Origin of the sequence: Methylobacterium sp. P1-11 (assembly GCF_008329595.1) — a bacterium.
Taxonomy (GTDB): Bacteria; Pseudomonadota; Alphaproteobacteria; order Rhizobiales; family Beijerinckiaceae; genus Methylobacterium.
In genome coordinates this window covers 35,157-52,763 of sequence record NZ_NPKS01000008.1, presented here as the reverse complement: position 1 = coordinate 52,763, position 17,607 = coordinate 35,157, and the positions used below count along the sequence as shown (strand labels likewise).

Genomic DNA, 17,607 nt, shown 5'->3' with positions numbered 1-17,607 from the left:
CATGTCCGACATCGATCCCGTACACGCCTCCGCGGCCGAACTCGCCCGGGCCATCCAGGCGCGGGCCCTCTCCCCGGTCGACGCCGTCGATGCCCTGCTCGGCCGGGTCGAGCAGCTGGAGCCGAAGCTCCAGGCCTTCACGGAGGTGTTCGCCGCCGATGCCCGCCTCGCCGCCGAAGGGGCCGACCGGGCGATCCGGTCCGGCCACGCGGTGGGGCCGCTCCACGGCGTTCCCGTGGTGCTCAAAGATCTGATCGATCTGCAGGGCCGGATCACCATGGGCGGCTCGGCCGCCCACCGTGTCCGCCGGGCCGAGCGCACCGCGACGATCGCCAAGCGCCTCATCGGGCAGGGCATGATCGTACTCGGCAAGACTCACACGGTGGAGTTTGCCTATGGCGGCTGGGGCACCAACCAGCATCTCGGCACGCCGTGGAACCCCTGGGATCCGGAGACCCCGCGCACGCCCGGCGGCTCGAGCAGCGGAACCGGCGTATCGGTAGCGGCTCGGATGGCCCCCTGGGGCATCGGGACCGATACCGGCGGATCGGTGCGTCTGCCCGCCGCCTTCTGCGGCTTGACGGGACTCAAGGTCACGGTCGGGCGCGTCTCGACCTGGGGAATCGTGCCGCTCTCGACGACGCTGGACACGCCCGGACCGCTGGCCCGCACCGTGGAGGACGCCGCGCTCCTCTACGAGGCGATTTCCGGCCCCGATCCCCTCGATCCGACAACCCGCGGCATCGCACCGGATGCCCCCGGACTGACCCTGAACCGCGGCGTGCGCGGCCTGCGGCTCGGCCGCATGCCGGCCGCCGAGCGCGAGGGTGTCGCCTCCGACATGCTGGCGGCCTACGACGCCGCGCTCGACCAGCTGGCTGGCCTGGGGGCCGAGATCGTCGACGTCGCCCTGCCGTTCCGGTTCAGCGACTGCGTGGCGATGAGTCAGATCACCAACGCCGAGGCCTATTTCGTCAACGGCGCCCTGGCGGAGGATCCGTCCGCGCAGCTCGGCGACGCCGTGCGTTCCCGGATCCTGGCCGGCGCGAACGTCACGGCCCAGGAATACCTCGGTACACTCCACCGCCGGGCCGCGATGAAGCTGCAATACGCGGCTGCCCTCGAGGGTATCGACGCCCTTCTGACTCCGACCACGGAGAGCGCGGCGGTGGCGCTTGCCGCCGTGGACGAGGCGCACCTGCCGTCGCGATTCACCCGTTTCGGCAACCTGCTCGATCTGTGTGCCCTGGCGGTGCCGAACGGCTTCACCGCATCCGGGTTGCCGCTGTCGCTGCAGATCGTCTGCCGCGGCTACGACGAGACGATGGCTCTGCGAATCGGACAGGCGTACCAGCGGGCGACCGAGTGGCACCTGCGACGGCCGCCGGTGTGAGGGGCAGGGCGCCTCCGGATGCGCTTGGCCGGATCGGTCATCAGCTCACCGGCAGGCTCAGCAGAAGGGGACGCAGGCGCCACACTGGTTCACAACGCACGTCGCGCTTGGCCCAAACAGCGGCAGGCGCGCAGCCGCCGACCCGCCCGTTCAGACAGCCGGTGCCTGGCCCGACACCACGACGCCCAGCGTGTCGAGGAGCGACGACCGGGCCCGGCTCACCCGGCTCTTCACGGTGCCGACCTGACAGCCGAGCTTCAGGGCGGCCTCCTCGTAGGTGTGGCCTTCCGCCCCGACCAGCAGCAGCGCCTGCCGCTGCGACGAGGGCAGATCACCGAGACGCTCCCAGACGACCTTGAGGGTGCTGGCATCCTCTTGGTCGGACGGGCTGGTCATCTGACCGGCATGCGTTCCGTCGACGTCCTCCACTTCCCGCCGCGTCTTGCGCAGGTCGGTGTAGAACTGGTTGCGCAGAATGGTGAACAACCACGCGGTGAAATTCGTGCCGGGCCGGAAGCGTGCCTGGTTCGCCCAGGCCTTCACGAATGTCTCCTGCACCAGATCGTCGGCGCGGCTCACATCCCCGACAAGAGACAGCGCGAAGGTGCGCAGAGCCGGGAGGGCCTTGATGATGTCACCGCGGAAGTCGAAAGGCACCGTCTCGCCCTGCGCCGTCACTGCCGCCTCGAAGCGGGTCACCAAGGCAGAGAGTTGCGCCGGCAGCGGCTCCTGCTCCACGATCGTGAAATACTCCCGGATCGGCAGGGCGAGGTGCTGGCCGATGGCTGCGGCGTAGCTGGTCCCGTCCCGGGTACCCGCGTCTGCATCTGATGGGTCCGCAGCGTCCTCGATCATGAACGTTTCCACCTCCAACGTTGGTATACTGGAATTGCTCTAACGTCGGTAGCGGGAAAATTCTGAACCGATGCCAAACGCTCCCGAATGTGACAGGAAATTTAGGCAGACCGTCCGGAGTGACAACGTTCATCGGATCCCCGTTCCGGGACTGGCGGCAGGATGCCGGGGGATGCAGACTGTGCGCCTCAGGAGACCGGGATGAGCCACGATCACGCGCATCACGAGCATGGACATCACGATGATCACCAACACGGCAGCGAGATCTCGCCCGTGGAGGCTCGTGTGCGCGCCCTGGAATCCCTGCTCACCGAAAAGGGCTATGTCGACCCGGCGGCCCTCGACGCCCTGATCGAACTTTACGAGACCAAGGTCGGCCCCCATGCCGGTGCCCGCGTCGTGGCCAGGGCCTGGGTGGATCCCGCCTACCGGGCTCGGCTCCTGGGCGACGCCACGCCGGCCATCGCCGAACTCGGTATCGGCGGCCGGGGCGGTGAGCACATGGTGGTGGTCGAGAACACGCCGGAGATCCACAACCTCGTCGTCTGCACCCTTTGCTCCTGTTATCCCTGGCCGGTGCTCGGCCTGCCCCCGATCTGGTACAAGGCGCCGCCCTATCGGGCTCGGGCAGTGATCGACCCGCGCGGCGTGCTTGCCGATTTCGGGGTGACACTGCCGGAAACCACGCGCATCACCGTCTGGGATTCGACCGCCGAGACCCGTTACATGGTTCTGCCGATGCGGCCCGCGCAAACCGAGGGCTTCTCCGAGGAGGCGCTCGCCGCCCTGGTCACACGCGATTCCATGATCGGCACGGGCCTTCCCAAGGGCATCCCGACCACGCCCTTGGAGATGCCGGTATGAACGGCGCGCAGGATCTCGGCGGCGCGCACGGTTTCGGGCCGGTGGCGCCGGAGCCGGACGAGCCGGTCTTCCATGCGGCGTGGGAGCGTCGTGTCTTCGCCATGGCGATGGCCATGGGCTATACCGGTGCCTGGAACCTCGACGGCAGCCGCGCCACCCGCGAGTCGCTGCCGCCCGCCGAGTATCTGTCGTCGAGCTATTACGAGATCTGGCTGAAGGCACTGGAGCAGCAGGTTGCCGCCACCGGGCTGGCGACGCAGGCCGAGATGGAGACCGGCAAGTCCATGGAGCCGGCAAAGCCCGTCGCCCGGGTCCTGGCCCGCGACGGCCTGGAGGCGCGTTTCCGGGCCGGGTTTCCGAGCAGTCGCGCCGCTGATGCGCCCGCTCGCTTCGCCGTCGGCGACTCGGTCCTGGCGCGCAACATCCATCCGACCGGTCATACGCGTCTGCCGCGCTACGTGCGCGGCAGGCGGGGACGGATCGTGCGCGTCGACGGGGTCTTCGTCTTCCCCGACACCAACGCCTACCGGACGGGCGAGAATCCGACCTGGCTGTACACGGTCGCCTTCACCGCCCAGGAGCTGTGGGGCGAGAGCGGCGATCCAGGCGGTCTCGTGACCGTGGCGGCCTTCGAACCCTATCTGGACCCCGCGTGACCGATCCGTCGCCGACCAACTTCGCGGCTCCCTGGGAGGCGCAGGTCTTCGCGCTGGTGGTCTCTCTACGGGAGGCCGGGCTGTTCACGTGGTCGGAATGGGCGGACCGTCTCGGCCGGCAGATCCGTCCCGCGGACGGTCCTGAGCGGACGGCGGATTACGGCGCGTGGCTGACGACGCTGGAAGCGATCCTGGCCGAGCGCGGCGTCGCTGGACCCGAGAGCGTCGCGGCGCGGACCGAGGCGTTCCTGCGGGCCGCCGAGGCAACGCCCCACGGTCAGCCGATCCGCCTGGAGAACGACCCGCTCTACCGGCCCTGAGACCGAAGCCCGTCGAGGGGGACAGGTGCGGCGTGGGACCGGCCGCTCATCAGCTGGTCGAGCAGCGCCAGGACCTCCGGCCGGCCGCAATTGCGCGCCGGCTCGAACGGCGTCCAGGTCTGGACGAAGTCGAGACGCTCGAACACGTCGCGGTAGCGGCGCAGCTCGCTCGGGGTGAGCGGCACCCCGCGCACGAAGGCCTTGTGGGCCGAGATCGTGGTTGCCCGGCGGAAATCCGCCGGGTCGAGCTCGAACTTCAGCGCGTCGCCGCAGAAGCAGATCTTCCGCGACCGGTCGTAGAGGATCGCGTGGCCGTCAAAATGTCCGGCGGTGCGGTGCAGCTCCAGGCCCGGAAGCGGCTCGAGGAAGTCGTCAAAGGGCCAGCTCACCTGCAGGGCCGCGCTCCAGGTGAAGTCAGCGGCCGGCAGGCACAGCTCCGGGTCGAACCGGTCCTGAAGCTGCGGCAGCGCACCGTAGGAATGCGGGTGCGAGGCCGAGAGCACCGCCATGCCGCCGAGCCGGGCGATCTGGTCGAGGGCGGCCTCGCTGAAGACCGGGCAGCCTTCGAAGCCCATATTCCCGTGCGCGGTCTGGATCAGGTAGGCGGAGGGACCGATGCCGGAGACGGGTTCGTTCCAGAAACGCCACACACCCGGCTCCAGCTCCTGCCAGTGGCAGGGAAAGGCGTCCTGCGCCTCGCGGGCTGTGCGGAAGCGCCAGCCGTCCTGCGGCACCACGTGGCGGGCATCGAGGCACATCGGGCAGGTAGCCGGCGTCTCGAAGTGACGCTGCCAGAACCCGCAATTGTCGCAGGTATAGGCGGGCAGCTTCAGGGCGCCCGCGAAGGGTAGATAGCCGGGCATCGTCTCGGACCTTCATCGGGGCGGCTAATGTAACAGGCTGCGCGACCGCGCCCAGCGGTCACGTCCGCCCTGGCAGGCGGCGCGCAGAGCGGGCGGCGTGGACGGTACCGGCGAGCCCGATCAGCGCCAGCCCGGCGAGGCCGCAGACCACGAGATCGCGGGTGCGACTCGTGCAGAACTCGGCCCGGCTTGCCTTCGTCCGGCCAATGAAGCGTCCGTCGATCCCGACCGGACCGGGCACGGCCTCGTAGAGATTGCCCTCCATCTCGGGGATGGTCTCGTCGGAGAGCTGCGCCGACCACATCGAGGCGGCCTTGCGGTCGGCAAGCGCCGGCGCCAGAGCCTGGGCGGCAGCCATCATAATCGACGAGCGTCCGACCCAGACCTCCCGGCGCGGGTGCTCAGCGGCGTACAGGATCGCCTCGGCGCATAGCCGCGGGTCGAAGACCGGATCCGGCGCGTATTGCCGGTGCCCGGTCCGGTTGCGCGCCCAGTTGAATTGCGGCGTGTTCACCGCCGGCAGGTAGACGACGCTGAGGCTGACATCGACCCGGTCGTGGAGCAGCTCGCAGCGCAGGGCATCGGTGAAGCCCGAGACCGCGAACTTCGCCGCGCAATAGGGCGCCTGCAGCGGCGCCGCCCGGATGGCGAGGCCGGACGAGACCTGGATGATCGCGCCGCGGTTGCGCCGCTTCATGAAGCGCAGCGCCGCCAGCGTCCCGTAGACCTGGCTGAGATAGGTGGTCTCGGTCACGCGCCGGTACTCGTCCGGGGTGATCTGGTCGGCCGGGTTGACGATGGTCGACATGGCGTTGTTCACCCAGGCTCGGATCGGGCCGAGTTCCCGCTCCACGCGCTCGGCGGCCGCGTCGACGGCCTGCGGATCGGCGACATCGGCGCTGATCGCCAGGACAGGCTGACCGTAGGCGGCGAGGGCCCGCTCCGTCGCCGCGAGACGGTCCGGATCGCGCGCGACCACGGCCACCGACCATCCGCCCGCGGCGAACGCATGCGCTGTGGCAAGCCCGATCCCGGCCGTGCCCCCGGTAACGACCGCAACCCGTGCCATACCCACCTCAAATCGTCGAAGGATCCAACCGGCAACACGGTTCGGCGACCGCGGTTGCGCCCGCGCATCGGGCCGGAACGTCACGGGGGGCGATTATCGGATCTGGCGACGCAACGTCCGACGGTTGCCGCTGTTGACTGGCTGTACCGCGATAGGCCGAACCACCGAGGGTCGAAGCCATGCGCACCGGACGACGCTTCTCCCTGCCGATCGATCCCTGGCCGCAGGCCTCTCTGGCCGAGCGGACCGCGGTCGGTATGGTCCTGACGTTCCTGCTGCTCCTGCCCGCATGCGCGGCCGGGGCCGCGCTCTTCGTGGTGACGACGCTGGCGGCCCACATCTACTGGTCCTACGACCTCGGCGCTTCGCTCCACGCCATCATCGCCCGGCGCACCGGGGCCTCTGCCGGGCGGCACGGCCGTCTCGTCCGGAAGGCCTGAGGGTCGCCGACAGTCGCGCAGGGGTGTGCCGGTCCACACGGGGCGATAACCCTGTGACCGTGATCCCTGTGCGTTCGCCTCGGTCCGATTTGACCTGACCGTCTCTCGTAGGCCAGTCAGGTTCGGAACCGAGAGATCGCCATGTTCCGTAGCCTGATGACTGCACGGCGCTTCGCGCCGCTGTTCTGGTGCCAGTTCTTCTCGGCGTTCAACGACAATTTCCTGAAGAACGCGCTCGCCTTCCTGATCCTGTTCGGGATCGGCGGACAGGCGGATGCCCATGCCGGCGTCCTGGTCACCCTGGCGAGCGCCGTGTTCATCGGGCCGTTCTTCATCCTGTCAGGCCTCGGCGGTCAGTGGGCCGATCGGTACGACAAGGCGCTGATGGCGCGGCGGCTCAAATTCGCCGAGATCTTCGCGGCTGGCACCGCCGTGCTGGGCTTCCTCCTGCATTCCGTACCGGTGCTGTTCGTGGCGCTCGGCCTGTTCGGGACAATCGCGGCCCTGTTCGGCCCGATCAAGTACGGGATCCTGCCGGACCATCTGCGCCGTGAGGAACTGCCCGCCGGCAACGCCCTGGTCGAGGCCGCGACCTTCCTGGCGATCCTGCTCGGCACGATTGCGGCCGGGGCCGCCTCGGCGATGGGCGGCTCGGGCCTGCTGTTCGGCGTGCTGGTGATGGGCTTCGCCATCCTGTGCTGGCTCTCGGCCCGCATGATCCCGGCGACCGGTGAGGGGGCGCCGGACCTGCGGGTCGATCCGAACGTCTTCCGCTCGACCTACGCGCTGCTGCGCGACCTCTGGGCCGATACGCGCCTCTGGCGCGGCTCGCTCACGGTGAGCTGGTTCTGGCTGGTCGGCGTGGTGGTGCTCTCGCTGCTGCCCGTGCTGGTGCGCGGCGCCTTCAACGGCACCGAGACGGTGATCACGCTGCTGCTGGCTCTGTTCTCCATCGGCATCGCGCTGGGCTCCGGCCTTGCCTCGTGGCTCGCCAGCGGCCGGATCGTGCTGCTGCCGACGCCGGTCGGCGCGGTGCTGATGGGCCTGTTCGGCCTCGACCTCGCCTGGACGATCGGACACCTGCCGTCGCCGCCCGCGGAGCCGATCGGCCCGCTCGCCTTCCTGCGGACCGGCCACGGGCTGCGCACCGGGATCGACTTCCTGGGCCTCGCGATCTCCGGCGGCCTCTACATCGTCCCGTCCTTCGCGGCCGTGCAGGCCTGGGCCGAGAAGGCGATGCGCGCGCGGATCATCGGCGCCGTCAACGTCATGACGGCGGCCTTCATGGTGGCCGGCACCCTGGCGCTGGCGGCGCTGCAGGGCGCGGGCCTGACGATCGCGAGTCTGTTCGCCGTGGTGGCGGTGCTGAACCTGCTCGTCGGCGCGATCGTGTTCGCGACGCTGCCGACCAGCCCGTTCCGCGATGCCCTGTCGATCCTGTTCCGGGCTTTCTACCGCCTGGAGGTCCGTGGCTTCGACAACATCGCGGCGGCCGGGCCGAACTGCATCGTCGCCCTCAATCACGTGTCGTTCCTCGACGCACCGCTCGCCCTGTCGCTCCTGGAGCAGGAGCCGGTCTTCGCCATCGACAGCGGCATCGCGCAGCGCTGGTGGGTGCGGCCGTTCCTGCGGGTCACCAAGGCGATGCCCCTGGACCCGACGCGCCCCCTCGCCACCCGGACGCTGATCAACGCGGTCAAGGGCGGCGAAACCCTGATCATCTTCCCCGAGGGTCGGCTGACCGTCACCGGTAGCCTGATGAAGGTCTATGACGGCGCCGGGCTGATCGCCGACAAGTCGGACGCGATGGTCGTGGCGGTGAAGCTCGACGGCCTGGAACGCACCGTCTTCTCGCGGCTGTCGCCCGGGCAGGTGCGCCGCCGCTGGTGGCCCAAGGTGACCGTGACGGTGATGCCCCCGGTGCGCCTCGCCGTCGATCCCGCGCTCAAGGGCAAGGCCCGGCGGCAGGCGGCAGGCGCGGCCCTCTACGGGATCATGTCGGACCTCGTGTTCCGCACCGCCGATATCGACCGCGGCCTGATGGCGGCTCTGATCGAGGCCGGCGAGCGCCACGGTTGGCGCCGGAACGCCCTGGAGGATCCCGTCGGCGGGCGCCTCAGCTATGGCCGCCTGGTCATGGGCGCCAACATCCTCGGCCGCAAGCTCATGCCGCTGGCGCCCGAGGGCGGGCGGATCGGACTCATGCTGCCGAACGCAAACGGTGCCGCGGTGACGCTGTTCGCCCTCGCCTCCGCCGGCCGGGTGCCGGCGATGATCAACTTCTCGGCCGGTCCCGCCAACGTCCTCTCGGCCTGCCGGGCGGCTGAAGTGGGCAAGATCCTGACCTCCCGGGCCTTCATCGAGAAGGGGCGGCTCGGGTCGCTCGTCGAGGCGATCCGCGGATCGGTCGAACTCATCTACCTGGAGGATGTGCGGGCCACCATCACGACCGGGGACAAGATCCGGGGCTTCCTCGCCCCGCGGCGCCCCTTGGTGGCGCGCTCGGGCGAGGATCCGGGCGCGGTGCTGTTCACCTCGGGCAGCGAGGGCACGCCGAAGGGCGTGGTGCTCGCCAACCGCTGCATGCTCGCCAACGTGGCGCAGGTGGCGGCCCGGATCGACTTCGGGCCAATGGACAAGGTGTTCAACGTGCTGCCGGTGTTCCACGCCTTCGGCCTGACGGCTGGGCTGGTCCTTCCGCTGGTCTCGGGCGTGCCGGTCTACCTCTACCCGTCGCCGCTGCATTACCGGATCGTGCCGGAGCTGATCTACGGCTCGAACAGCACGGTGCTCTTCGGGACCGACACGTTCCTGACGGGCTATGCCCGGGCCGCCCATTCCTACGATCTGCGCTCCCTGCGCTATGTCGTGGCCGGCGCCGAGGCCGTGAAGGAGACGACTCGGAGGACCTGGGCGGAGAAATTCGGCCTGCGCATCCTGGAGGGCTATGGCGTCACCGAGTGCGGGCCTGTGGTGGCGCTCAACACGCCGATGTTCAACCGCTTCGGCACGGTCGGGCGGATCCTGCCGGGCATCGAGACGCGCCTGGAGCCGGTGCCGGGGATCGAGGAGGGCGGCCGCCTCTCCATGCGCGGACCCAACATCATGCTGGGCTACCTGCGCGCCGAAAAGCCCGGCGTGCTGGAGCCGCCGCCGGGGGGCTGGCACGACACCGGCGATATCGTGGCGATCGACCCGATGGGCTTCGTGACGATCAAGGGTCGGGCCAAGCGCTTCGCCAAGATCGCTGGCGAGATGGTGTCGCTCGCGGGCATCGAGTCGCTGGCCGCCGACCTCTGGCCGGATCGGTTAAGCGCGGTCGCGGCGGTGCCGGACCCGCGCAAGGGCGAGCGCCTGATCCTGTTCACCCAGGAGAAGGGCGCCACGCGCGCCGCCTACCAGAACTTCGCCAAGAGCCGTGGCGCCTCCGACGTCGCGATCCCCGCCGAGGTGGTGGTGCTGGAGGCAATCCCGATGCTCGGCACCGGCAAGATCGACCAAGTCGCTGTCACCAAGCTCGCGCAGGAGCGGGCGAAGGAGGATGCGGCGGCCTGACCGGCAACCCTCCGCGCCCCGCGTCATCCAAACGGGGGATGCGGCGCAGTTCGGGATCCGCTCGTATCGCCAGTACAGCCGCGATTCGAAATGCTTCGTGTGTTCGGGTTGCGGGACTGCGGGGGTCGCGCGTCACATCGGCGAGGGGCAGATCATGCAGAAGGGCAGACGAGTTCCGGCTTGGCTGGCGAGGCGGACCTACTTCAAGCGGATCGAGCGCTGGACGAGGCCGGGCAAGGGACGCGCTGCGGCGCCGCCTCCCGCGGCACACGCCGCTCCGGCGCCCTCCAATATCGTGCCTTTCCCGATTCGGCTGAACCGGCCGGATCGCCCCGCCCTCGAAGACCTGCGGGGCGTTGGCACGGCGTAGGATCCAGTCGCGGCCAGCCGGACGCCCATCGTCGGGGACCTTGCCTACCCGGGCACTTGTCGACCGCACAGGAACAATCAATCCTGTGGTGTTGACGCCGAAGCCGGGAGGATACGTGCCACACGACGGGTGGGTTTCGAGCGGGCCGGTGACGTTGCGGGCACGACGCGCGAAGCTGCGCCTCGTGCTCGGAGCGGCGGTGCTCGGGCTCGGCCTCCTGGTGATCGGTACCGGCGCCCTTTGGCGCTATGCCACGGCGCTGCCGCCCCTCGACCTGACCGATGCGATGGCGCGCTCCACGGTCGTGCTGGACCGGTCTGGCACGCTCCTGCGGCCCTTCGCGACGGCGGACGGGCGCTGGCGCCTGCCGGTCACCGCAGAGACGGTCGATCCGCGCTATCGGGCAATGCTGCTCGCCTACGAGGATCGCCGGTTTGCCGATCATCCCGGCATCGACCCCGCTGCCGTGCTGCGCGCCGCCGTCCAGTGGCTGACTCGGGGCCGGATCGTGTCCGGTGCCTCCACACTGTCGATGCAGGTGGCCCGCCTCGTCGAGCCGCGGCGCGAGCGCTCGCTCGAGGCCAAGCTCCGCCAGATGGTGCGGGCAGTCACGCTGGAGCGTCACCTCGGAAAATCCGGCCTCCTCGATCTCTACCTGGCACTGGCCCCCTATGGCGGGCCGTTGGAGGGCGTGCGCGCGGCAAGCGTCGCATATTTCGGGCGGGAGCCGGTCCGGCTGAGTGCGGCGCAGGCTGCGCTGCTCGTCGCCCTGCCGCAATCGCCCGAGACCCGCCGCCCGGACCGGTTCCCGGAGCGCGCCCGCGCCGCCCGCGACCGGGTCCTGACGGTCGCGAGCGCCCAGGGCATCCTCACACCGGCAGAGGCCGCGGCCGCCCGGGCGGAGCCGGTGCCGACGGCGCGCAGACCGTTCCCGATGCTGGCGGCGCACGCCGCCGAAGAGGCGGTGGCGGCCGATCCCGCCGCCGCCACGATTCGCCTGGCCATCGATGGGCGCCTGCAGGAGCGGTTGGAGACCCTGGCGGCCGAGCGCGCCGCCGCCGTCGGCCCGGACCTCTCGGCCGCGATCCTCGTCCTCGACAACCGTGACGGACGGATCCTGGCTCAGGTCGGCAGCGCCGGCTATCTCGACTCGAACCGGCGCGGCGCCATCGACATGACGCTGGCGGTGCGCTCCCCCGGCTCGGCGCTGAAGCCCTTCGTCTACGCCATGGCATTCGCGGATGGCCTCGCGCATCCCGAGACGTTGCTGGAGGACCGGCCGGCGCGGTTCTCGGCGAGCTACGCCCCGGAGAATTTCGACCTGACCTTCCAGGGCACGGTCACGGCCCGGCGGGCACTGCAACTCTCGCTCAATGTCCCCGCGGTCGCGTTGATGGATGCCGTGGGTCCGGCCCGCTTCATCGCCCGGCTGCGCGCCGCCGGGGCCGCGATCCAGCTCCCGCGGGAAGCGGCGCCGGGGCTGCCGGTGGCGCTGGGCGGCCTCGGCATCACCCTCACCGATCTGGCTCGGCTCTATGCCGGCCTCGCCCGCGGCGGGTCGGTGCCGGACCTCGTCCGCCGCGCCGAGCGGGCTTCGGCCGAATCTCAGCACCGCGTCACGGAGCCCGTGGCTGCCTGGTACATCGCCGACATCCTGCGCGGAACGCCCCCGCCGGACAACGCCCTGCCGAACCGCATCGCCTACAAGACCGGCACCTCATACGGGTACCGCGATGCCTGGGCGGCGGGCTTCGACCGGCAGGTGACGATTGTCGTCTGGGCGGGGCGGCCGGATGGCGCCGCGGTGCCGGGGCTCGTGGGCCGCACGGTCGCGGCGCCGATCCTGTTCGACGCCTTCGCGCGCCTCGGGATCGAGCCCGAGCCGGTCCCGCAGCCCCGTGATGCTCTGGTCGTCGGGCGGGGCGGCCTGCCGCCGCCACTGCGGCACCTGCGCCGCGAGTCGGCCGAGACGGGGGGACCGGCGCTGCGGATCGCCTATCCGCCGGACGGGTCGCGGATCGATCTCGGCCTCGCGGCGGACGGGCACCACTCGGCGGAGGGAAGCCCGGGACTCGCCCTGAAGGCCCTGGGCGGTGTCCCACCACTCACATGGCTGGTCGATGGTCAGCCGGTCATCCAGTCGCCGCGCCGCCGCGCCGAGTGGCTCCCGGGCGGCGCAGGCTTCGCCCGGATTTCGGTCCTGGATGCGACCGGTGCCAGTGACAGCGTCTCCGTCCGGCTCGAATGATCCGACAGCCCGGTTGCGGGTGCGACGGGGCGGATCCAGCCACGGGGCACCAATCTGTGGCGGCACCAACCTTGCGGCCGGCGTCGATCAGCGACCGATCCCGAGCCCGCGCGGCGAGCCGGCCGAGCCGCGCGGCTCGCAGGCTTCCAGTGCGGCCGCGAGGCGCGCCTCGTTGGCGGCGGAGCCTTGAGACAGGCTGAGGACCGTGCCGAGGATGCCGGCGCTCACGAGAATGCCGAGGGCTGCCACGCCGAGCAACACATAGGTCATCAGCCTGTTGCGCCGCAGATCGGCCGTGAGCGCCTGAATCAGATCCCGACTGTCTTCGGCGAGACTGTTCCGGGCCGCCACCAGCTCGTTGTACATGTTGGTGATAGCGTTGGTGGACATGTACACTAGGAGCAGGTGGACGACGAAATCGTCGTCCGTCGTGGTGTTCAGGGCGGCCGCGATCCGCACCGCGAGCTGACGCTCCCAGGGCTGGAGATCGCGGCCGTGGACCGACCGGTAGAACCGCTCGAGATTGGTCACGGCCGGAGTGCATCCCGCCACACCGTGTGGAAGTTGCGCCGCAGACGGCGTCCCTCGACGCGCAGGCGCATCGGCGCGCTGTTCGCCAGGAACTGCCACGTCATGTGCTGGACCCGCAGGGACTCGATCAGCCGCTCGCCGATCCGCTCGATCTCGATGACGCGAAAGTTCGACTGCTTGCGGAGCGACCGCACGAGATCGGACGATTCCAGATAATCGAAGTTGGTCGCATGGGCAGTGTTCTTCGCCAGGATCGCCCGATCGCATTCGATCAGCATCGGACGGAGTTCCTTGAGCACCTCCAAGGCGGTGGGATCGACCGCTCCGGCCGCGACGACCACGGCGAGACGGATATTCGCCTCCCGGCAGCTCTCCACGATGATCTCGGCGCAGCGGCGGGTCGTCTCGGTATCGCCGGCCGGGAAATCGACCACGATGAAGCGCTCGGCGGTCTCGATCACCCGCTCGATCATGTCCTGGCAAAGAGTCGGGTCGACCCGGCCCGTGCTGTCCTCGGCGCGCAAGCGCTGTCGGAAGCCGGTGATGCCGGGCCGGCGCGGAACGAAGTTGTCGCTCCCGGGGCTCGTCTCCTGCATGATTGCCGTATGGAAGTGCCGGTTGGCCGGGTCAGTGTCGATCGCCAGGACCGGACCGACCTCGGCGCAGAGATCGGCCAGCTGGAGGGCGATGGTGGTTTTGCCAACGCCGCCCTTGCCGCCGAGGCACAGGATGAGGACTTTCGCGGCGGCCCCCAGAAGGTCGCGCTGGATGTCCTGGATCTCGTCCGGGCTGTACCAGGCGGGAACCTTGGTCTGAGTCGTATCGGTCATGTGCTGCCTCCTTGCTGATGCATGCAGGGCCGCCTCCGCGCGACGCGCGACAGCGGACCTGCAGGATTTCGGGTTTCACGGCGTTCGGGCCGCCCGGGCGAGTCGCTGAGCCGGGACACAGCGCGGGATCGCCCGGCGGCGCGGAGGGCATTCAGTCCCCCTCAAGCGCGGCACCCGATCAGGCCGGAGCCGGCAGCAGCCGAGAGGCCGCCGCGCAGCCGCGGCCTCCGTGCAGCGGGTCCAGAAACCCAGCGACAGACCAACCGCGGATGGAATGCGGCGCGCTTCGCCATCCGATCCTCGGAACGGCGTCCGTCGCCACGGGCACACTCCGTTGCTGGATCTGTTTCGCCGGCGGGTTGAGTCAAAACATGTCGTCCGCTGCATCCGAGTTCCGGCAAGAGGTTGCGCGACGACTCTCAGGATGCAAGCCTTATCTTATCAGTTATCCTCGTGAATCATTGCTCTATCATCCGTCGTTAAAAATCTAATATTGTGCAATTACGCGGATTTTACGATCTTAAATGCATCGAATAAAAAACTTCAGCAATCTTGATCAATGTATTTGGCCGAATACAGAATTTCAGAGGCAGAGTATCCTGAACGGTGCTTCCAGGCCATGCGGGCTCGCGACTGAAGCCGATCGGCGCGGCGGCCGCCGAAGCGGTCTGAACGGAAGCGGGCGTCGTCCTTCCGCGATCGATGACCGCGCGGGTCAACCGCGGCGGCGCGGCCCCGATCCAAGGGCGCACGCCGCCGCGATCCAGTGTGTTGCGCCGAGGTCGCCGCTTTCACCAGCCCGTCGAGGGGGCCGTCGACGTCACCGAGGCGTCATCGCGCCGCAGCGAGGGGAGCGAACACCTCCATGAGGCCGTTCACCAAGATCTGGGTGCCGACGCACAGCAGCAGGAAGGCGAAGAGGCGGCCCATCACCCGGGCGCGGGCCGGGCCGATGAAGGCCACCACACGGTCGGCGGAGGCATAGAGCAGCGCGACCGTGCCAGCGACCGCGAGAGCTGCCAGCGTGACCCCGATGTAGAAGCTAAACCGCTCCGCATAGGCCGCCGGGCGATTTGCCCCCAGGGTGATGGCAACCGCAATCGTCCCCGGGCCTGTGGTGAACGGCAGCGTCAGGGGAAAGAAGGCGATGTCGGAGAGGGGACCGGGCGCCGGATCGCTCTGAAGCTCCGTCGGGGCCGCGCCGCGATCCGCCGAGCCGGATGCCTCGGCCTGCTTGCGCGCCTCGCGGGCCTCCGGCCGGTTCAGCTGCGTCCAGGCCGACGACATGACCACCAAGCCGCCGGCGATGCGCAGGGCGCCCAGCGTGACGCCGAAGAAGTTGAGGATCGGCGTGCCCGCCCAAAGGGCGCCGAGCATCACCAGGGCGGCGTAGACGCCGATGCGGCGTGACAGCACAACGCGATCGGCGTGGCTGAAGGCGCTCGTCACCTGCGCGAAGATGAACGCGCCCCCGATCGGATTCACGATCGAGAACAGGCCCGATAGGGCGAGCAGGAATTGCTGGGTGGTGAACTCAATGCTCATCGGGGCCGGCCGTGTGGCGCGCTGTCCTGAACCATCGAACGCTGCGGGTGTGCCGTTCGCGCAGCCGGATCAACCCGGGGAGGGGGCCGGCACCAGCACCCGGGCCGGCGCGAGACGACGAGCGCGTCGCACCTGCTGCACGGCCACCGGGCGATAGAGTTGCTTCGTCGCGTCGACCACGTGCAGGCCGGCGAAGGGCAGAGACAGGCTGGTCCCGAGCCACTCCCAGGCAGGACCGGTGCGCAGCATCAGCCGCGAGCGGACCGGCGGCATGTACAGGGTCTCGGCCCAGCTCACCGGAGAGAACAGCGTGTCGCGCATCAGCCGCCCGAGTTGCGAGCGGCTGTAGGGCTGTCCGTGGCCGAAGGGCGTCGCCTCCCGGCGGGCCCACACGCCCCGGCGATTCGGTACCACCAGGATCATGCGGCCGCCCGGCGTGAGGGTCCGCCAGACTTCCTGCAGCAGCTCCGTCGGACTTTCCACCGATTCGAGGGCGTGGACCAGGATGACCCGGTCGATGGCGGCCTCGGGCAGCGGCATCATCGTGGGATCGGCCAAAGCCGCACAGGAGCGTCCGGTGCTCGGCCAGTTCACCACACCCTGCGAGGCCGGCATGAAGGCGAGCGTGCGCTCGGCGATATAGTGAACCGGTCCGAGATATGGCGTCGCGTAGCCGATCCCGAGGACGCGCAGTCCCGAGACCGAGCCGAGGAAGTCGTGGAGCGCGCGGCCGACCACGCGATGCGTCGTGCGGCCCAGGGGGCTGGCATAGAAGGCCCGCAAGCCGTTGACGTCGAGACGCATGGGGGGACAGGAGATCGCGGACGGAACGGTCGTCGTACTCAATGGTGAGCCGCGCGCCGCGCGGCAAGCGCCGGAGGAACCCGGCCGGACCATCACCTGTTCACGGCAACAGATTTCGCGCCGCTTTGCGCCTTTTCGCGCTTCTGGGAGCCCTTGTCCGATGGCCGCCGAGACCGAGATTCGCACCTTCCTCTGCCGCAGCGACAATATCGGCGTGCTGATCCGGGATCCGGCGACCGGCGCCTGCGCGGCGATCGACGTGCCGGAGGCCGAACCGGTTTTGAGGGCCCTCGACGAGGCCGGCTGGCGGCTGACCGACATCCTGGTCACGCACCGCCACGGCGATCATGTCGAGGGCATCCCGGCGGTGAAGCAGGCGACCGGGGCCCGGGTTGTAGCCCCGGTCAAGGCCGGCGAGGCGGTTCCGCAGGTGGATCTCTCGGTGCGGGAGGGCGACACCGTCGCGGTCGGTCGGCTCAACGCAAAGGTCTGGGAGACGCCGGGTCACTGTGCCGACCACGTCACCTACTGGTTCACTGACGCGGGCCTCGTCTGCGCCGGCGATACGCTGTTCACCCTCGGCTGCGGGCGGGTGATGGAGAGTCCGCCCGAGACCCTGTACCGGTCGCTGCGGCGCTTCGACGATCTGCCCGACGCGACGCAGGTGTTCAGCGGCCATGACTACGTACTCTCCAACGCCCGCTTCGCCCTGGCGGCCGACCCGGACAATCCGGACCTCAAGGCGCGCTACGCCGAGGCCGAACGGGCCAAGGCGGAGGGTCGCTTCCTCATTCCATCCACCATGGCTGCGGAGCGCGCGACCAATCCGTTTCTGCGCAGCGGGCATCCGGCCTTGGCCCGGTCGGTGAACCTACCGCCGGAAAGCGATCCCGAGGCGGTGTTCGTCGCCTTGCGGGCGTGGAAGAACCGCTTCTGACGCAGGTGATAACCAGAAAAATTTGTTGCCTTCTCAAGGCAAACTGACACATACGAGTCTTTAAGCGGTCCTAATCCGCTGAGGTAACCGGGCTCCCGGGGGGAAGCCGCAACGTCAACGCGAAGCGCCGGGACGCTTCAGCCGGTATGATGGGGGTCCGTCTCGCCCTACCACCTGTCCACTTCCCGCCTTCCGCTTCCTTTCCTCAAACCAGAGTCTGACGGGACCAGGGAAGAGGCGCTCAGCGCCAAGGCCAAGCTCACCGTCGCCGACGCCGAACCCGGCGCGCTCCGCGAAAGCGGCGACGCGGCCGGTCCGTCGCGGCCG

Annotated in this window: 15 protein-coding genes; 8 read left to right on the top strand and 7 right to left on the bottom strand. The window is 69.5% G+C overall.

The annotated features are described in order from the left end of the window. The first annotated feature begins 1 nt into the window (after position 1). Entirely contained in the window at positions 2–1,393 is a 1,392-nt protein-coding gene (locus CIW48_RS10250; RefSeq protein WP_149310702.1) for an amidase, read from the top strand. Positions 1,394–1,543: 150 nt separating this feature from the next. Here the strand turns inward: CIW48_RS10250 and CIW48_RS10245 are convergent, their stop codons facing one another. Beyond that, the gene (locus CIW48_RS10245; RefSeq protein WP_149310701.1) at positions 1,544–2,248 is read right to left on the bottom strand and encodes a sigma-70 family RNA polymerase sigma factor; all 705 of its coding nucleotides are present in this window, start codon (positions 2,246–2,248) and stop codon (positions 1,544–1,546) included. Positions 2,249–2,449: 201 nt separating this feature from the next. Here CIW48_RS10245 and nthA point away from each other — a divergent pair, with 201 nt between their 5' ends. Genes nthA through CIW48_RS10230 form a run of 3 tightly spaced genes read left to right on the top strand, consistent with a single transcriptional unit; the run spans position 2,450 to position 4,088 of the window. Next, entirely contained in the window at positions 2,450–3,112 is a 663-nt protein-coding gene (gene nthA, locus CIW48_RS10240; protein WP_149310700.1) for a nitrile hydratase subunit alpha, read from the top strand. Continuing rightward, positions 3,109–3,768 (top strand): nitrile hydratase subunit beta, encoded by a 660-nt coding sequence (gene nthB, locus CIW48_RS10235; RefSeq protein ID WP_149310699.1) that lies wholly within the window; start codon positions 3,109–3,111, stop codon positions 3,766–3,768. Before nthA ends, nthB begins: the two co-directional genes overlap by 4 nt. Beyond that, positions 3,765–4,088 (top strand): nitrile hydratase accessory protein, encoded by a 324-nt coding sequence (locus tag CIW48_RS10230; RefSeq protein WP_091779837.1) that lies wholly within the window; start codon positions 3,765–3,767, stop codon positions 4,086–4,088. Before nthB ends, CIW48_RS10230 begins: the two co-directional genes overlap by 4 nt. Here CIW48_RS10230 and CIW48_RS10225 read toward each other — a convergent pair. Next, positions 4,076–4,951 (bottom strand): MBL fold metallo-hydrolase, encoded by an 876-nt coding sequence (locus CIW48_RS10225; protein WP_149310697.1) that lies wholly within the window; start codon positions 4,949–4,951, stop codon positions 4,076–4,078. The two genes, CIW48_RS10230 and CIW48_RS10225, sit on opposite strands and share 13 nt — an antisense overlap. 58 nt (positions 4,952–5,009) lie before the next feature. Further along, positions 5,010–6,020: an SDR family oxidoreductase gene (locus tag CIW48_RS10220; protein ID WP_149310696.1), complete on the bottom strand. Its 1,011-nt coding sequence runs from the start codon at positions 6,018–6,020 to the stop codon at positions 5,010–5,012. Positions 6,021–6,199: 179 nt separating this feature from the next. Here CIW48_RS10220 and CIW48_RS10215 point away from each other — a divergent pair, with 179 nt between their 5' ends. The 3 genes from CIW48_RS10215 to pbpC all read left to right on the top strand — a co-directional run bounded on the left by CIW48_RS10215 (position 6,200) and on the right by pbpC (position 12,633). Then, positions 6,200–6,460, top strand: coding sequence for a hypothetical protein (locus tag CIW48_RS10215; RefSeq protein WP_149310695.1), 261 nt, complete (start codon positions 6,200–6,202; stop codon positions 6,458–6,460). Between the two features lie 141 nt (positions 6,461–6,601). Next, positions 6,602–10,015, top strand: coding sequence for an acyl-[ACP]--phospholipid O-acyltransferase (locus tag CIW48_RS10210; protein WP_149310694.1), 3,414 nt, complete (start codon positions 6,602–6,604; stop codon positions 10,013–10,015). A gap of 590 nt (positions 10,016–10,605) precedes the next feature. Beyond that, the gene (gene pbpC, locus CIW48_RS10200) at positions 10,606–12,633 is read left to right on the top strand and encodes a penicillin-binding protein 1C (RefSeq protein WP_246695197.1); all 2,028 of its coding nucleotides are present in this window, start codon (positions 10,606–10,608) and stop codon (positions 12,631–12,633) included. A gap of 87 nt (positions 12,634–12,720) precedes the next feature. Here pbpC and CIW48_RS10195 read toward each other — a convergent pair whose 3' ends face one another. The 4 genes from CIW48_RS10195 to CIW48_RS10180 all read right to left on the bottom strand — a co-directional run bounded on the left by CIW48_RS10195 (position 12,721) and on the right by CIW48_RS10180 (position 16,343). After that, positions 12,721–13,164 (bottom strand): hypothetical protein, encoded by a 444-nt coding sequence (locus CIW48_RS10195; protein ID WP_149310692.1) that lies wholly within the window; start codon positions 13,162–13,164, stop codon positions 12,721–12,723. Then, positions 13,161–13,994 (bottom strand): ArsA-related P-loop ATPase, encoded by an 834-nt coding sequence (locus CIW48_RS10190; protein ID WP_149310691.1) that lies wholly within the window; start codon positions 13,992–13,994, stop codon positions 13,161–13,163. The genes CIW48_RS10195 and CIW48_RS10190 overlap by 4 nt, the downstream gene beginning before the upstream one ends. Positions 13,995–14,825: 831 nt before the next feature. After that, positions 14,826–15,539, bottom strand: coding sequence for a MarC family protein (locus CIW48_RS10185; RefSeq protein WP_149310690.1), 714 nt, complete (start codon positions 15,537–15,539; stop codon positions 14,826–14,828). A gap of 69 nt (positions 15,540–15,608) precedes the next feature. Beyond that, positions 15,609–16,343 carry a methyltransferase domain-containing protein gene (locus tag CIW48_RS10180; protein ID WP_091779816.1) on the bottom strand — a complete coding sequence of 245 codons (735 nt, stop codon included), beginning with the start codon at positions 16,341–16,343 and terminating at the stop codon, positions 15,609–15,611. Between the two features lie 160 nt (positions 16,344–16,503). On the opposite strand from CIW48_RS10180, the gene gloB reads away from it, so the two are divergent. Then, a complete protein-coding gene (gene gloB / locus CIW48_RS10175; RefSeq protein WP_149310689.1) occupies positions 16,504–17,280 on the top strand; it encodes a hydroxyacylglutathione hydrolase in 777 nt (258 codons plus the stop codon). Positions 17,281–17,607: the final 327 nt, after the last annotated feature.

What these genes read in the sequence shown, in the direction of transcription:
- CIW48_RS10250 (WP_149310702.1), top strand. Translation starts at nt 2, where the DNA reads ATGTCCGACATCGATCCCGTACACGCCTCCGCGGCCGAACTCGCCCGG.
- CIW48_RS10245 (WP_149310701.1), bottom strand. Translation starts at nt 2,248, where the DNA reads ATGATCGAGGACGCTGCGGACCCATCAGATGCAGACGCGGGTACCCGG.
- nthA (WP_149310700.1), top strand. Translation starts at nt 2,450, where the DNA reads ATGAGCCACGATCACGCGCATCACGAGCATGGACATCACGATGATCAC.
- nthB (WP_149310699.1), top strand. Translation starts at nt 3,109, where the DNA reads ATGAACGGCGCGCAGGATCTCGGCGGCGCGCACGGTTTCGGGCCGGTG.
- CIW48_RS10225 (WP_149310697.1), bottom strand. Translation starts at nt 4,951, where the DNA reads ATGCCCGGCTATCTACCCTTCGCGGGCGCCCTGAAGCTGCCCGCCTAT.
- CIW48_RS10220 (WP_149310696.1), bottom strand. Translation starts at nt 6,020, where the DNA reads ATGGCACGGGTTGCGGTCGTTACCGGGGGCACGGCCGGGATCGGGCTT.
- CIW48_RS10215 (WP_149310695.1), top strand. Translation starts at nt 6,200, where the DNA reads ATGCGCACCGGACGACGCTTCTCCCTGCCGATCGATCCCTGGCCGCAG.
- CIW48_RS10210 (WP_149310694.1), top strand. Translation starts at nt 6,602, where the DNA reads ATGTTCCGTAGCCTGATGACTGCACGGCGCTTCGCGCCGCTGTTCTGG.
- CIW48_RS10190 (WP_149310691.1), bottom strand. Translation starts at nt 13,994, where the DNA reads ATGACCGATACGACTCAGACCAAGGTTCCCGCCTGGTACAGCCCGGAC.
- CIW48_RS10185 (WP_149310690.1), bottom strand. Translation starts at nt 15,539, where the DNA reads ATGAGCATTGAGTTCACCACCCAGCAATTCCTGCTCGCCCTATCGGGC.
- CIW48_RS10180 (WP_091779816.1), bottom strand. Translation starts at nt 16,343, where the DNA reads ATGCGTCTCGACGTCAACGGCTTGCGGGCCTTCTATGCCAGCCCCCTG.
- gloB (WP_149310689.1), top strand. Translation starts at nt 16,504, where the DNA reads ATGGCCGCCGAGACCGAGATTCGCACCTTCCTCTGCCGCAGCGACAAT.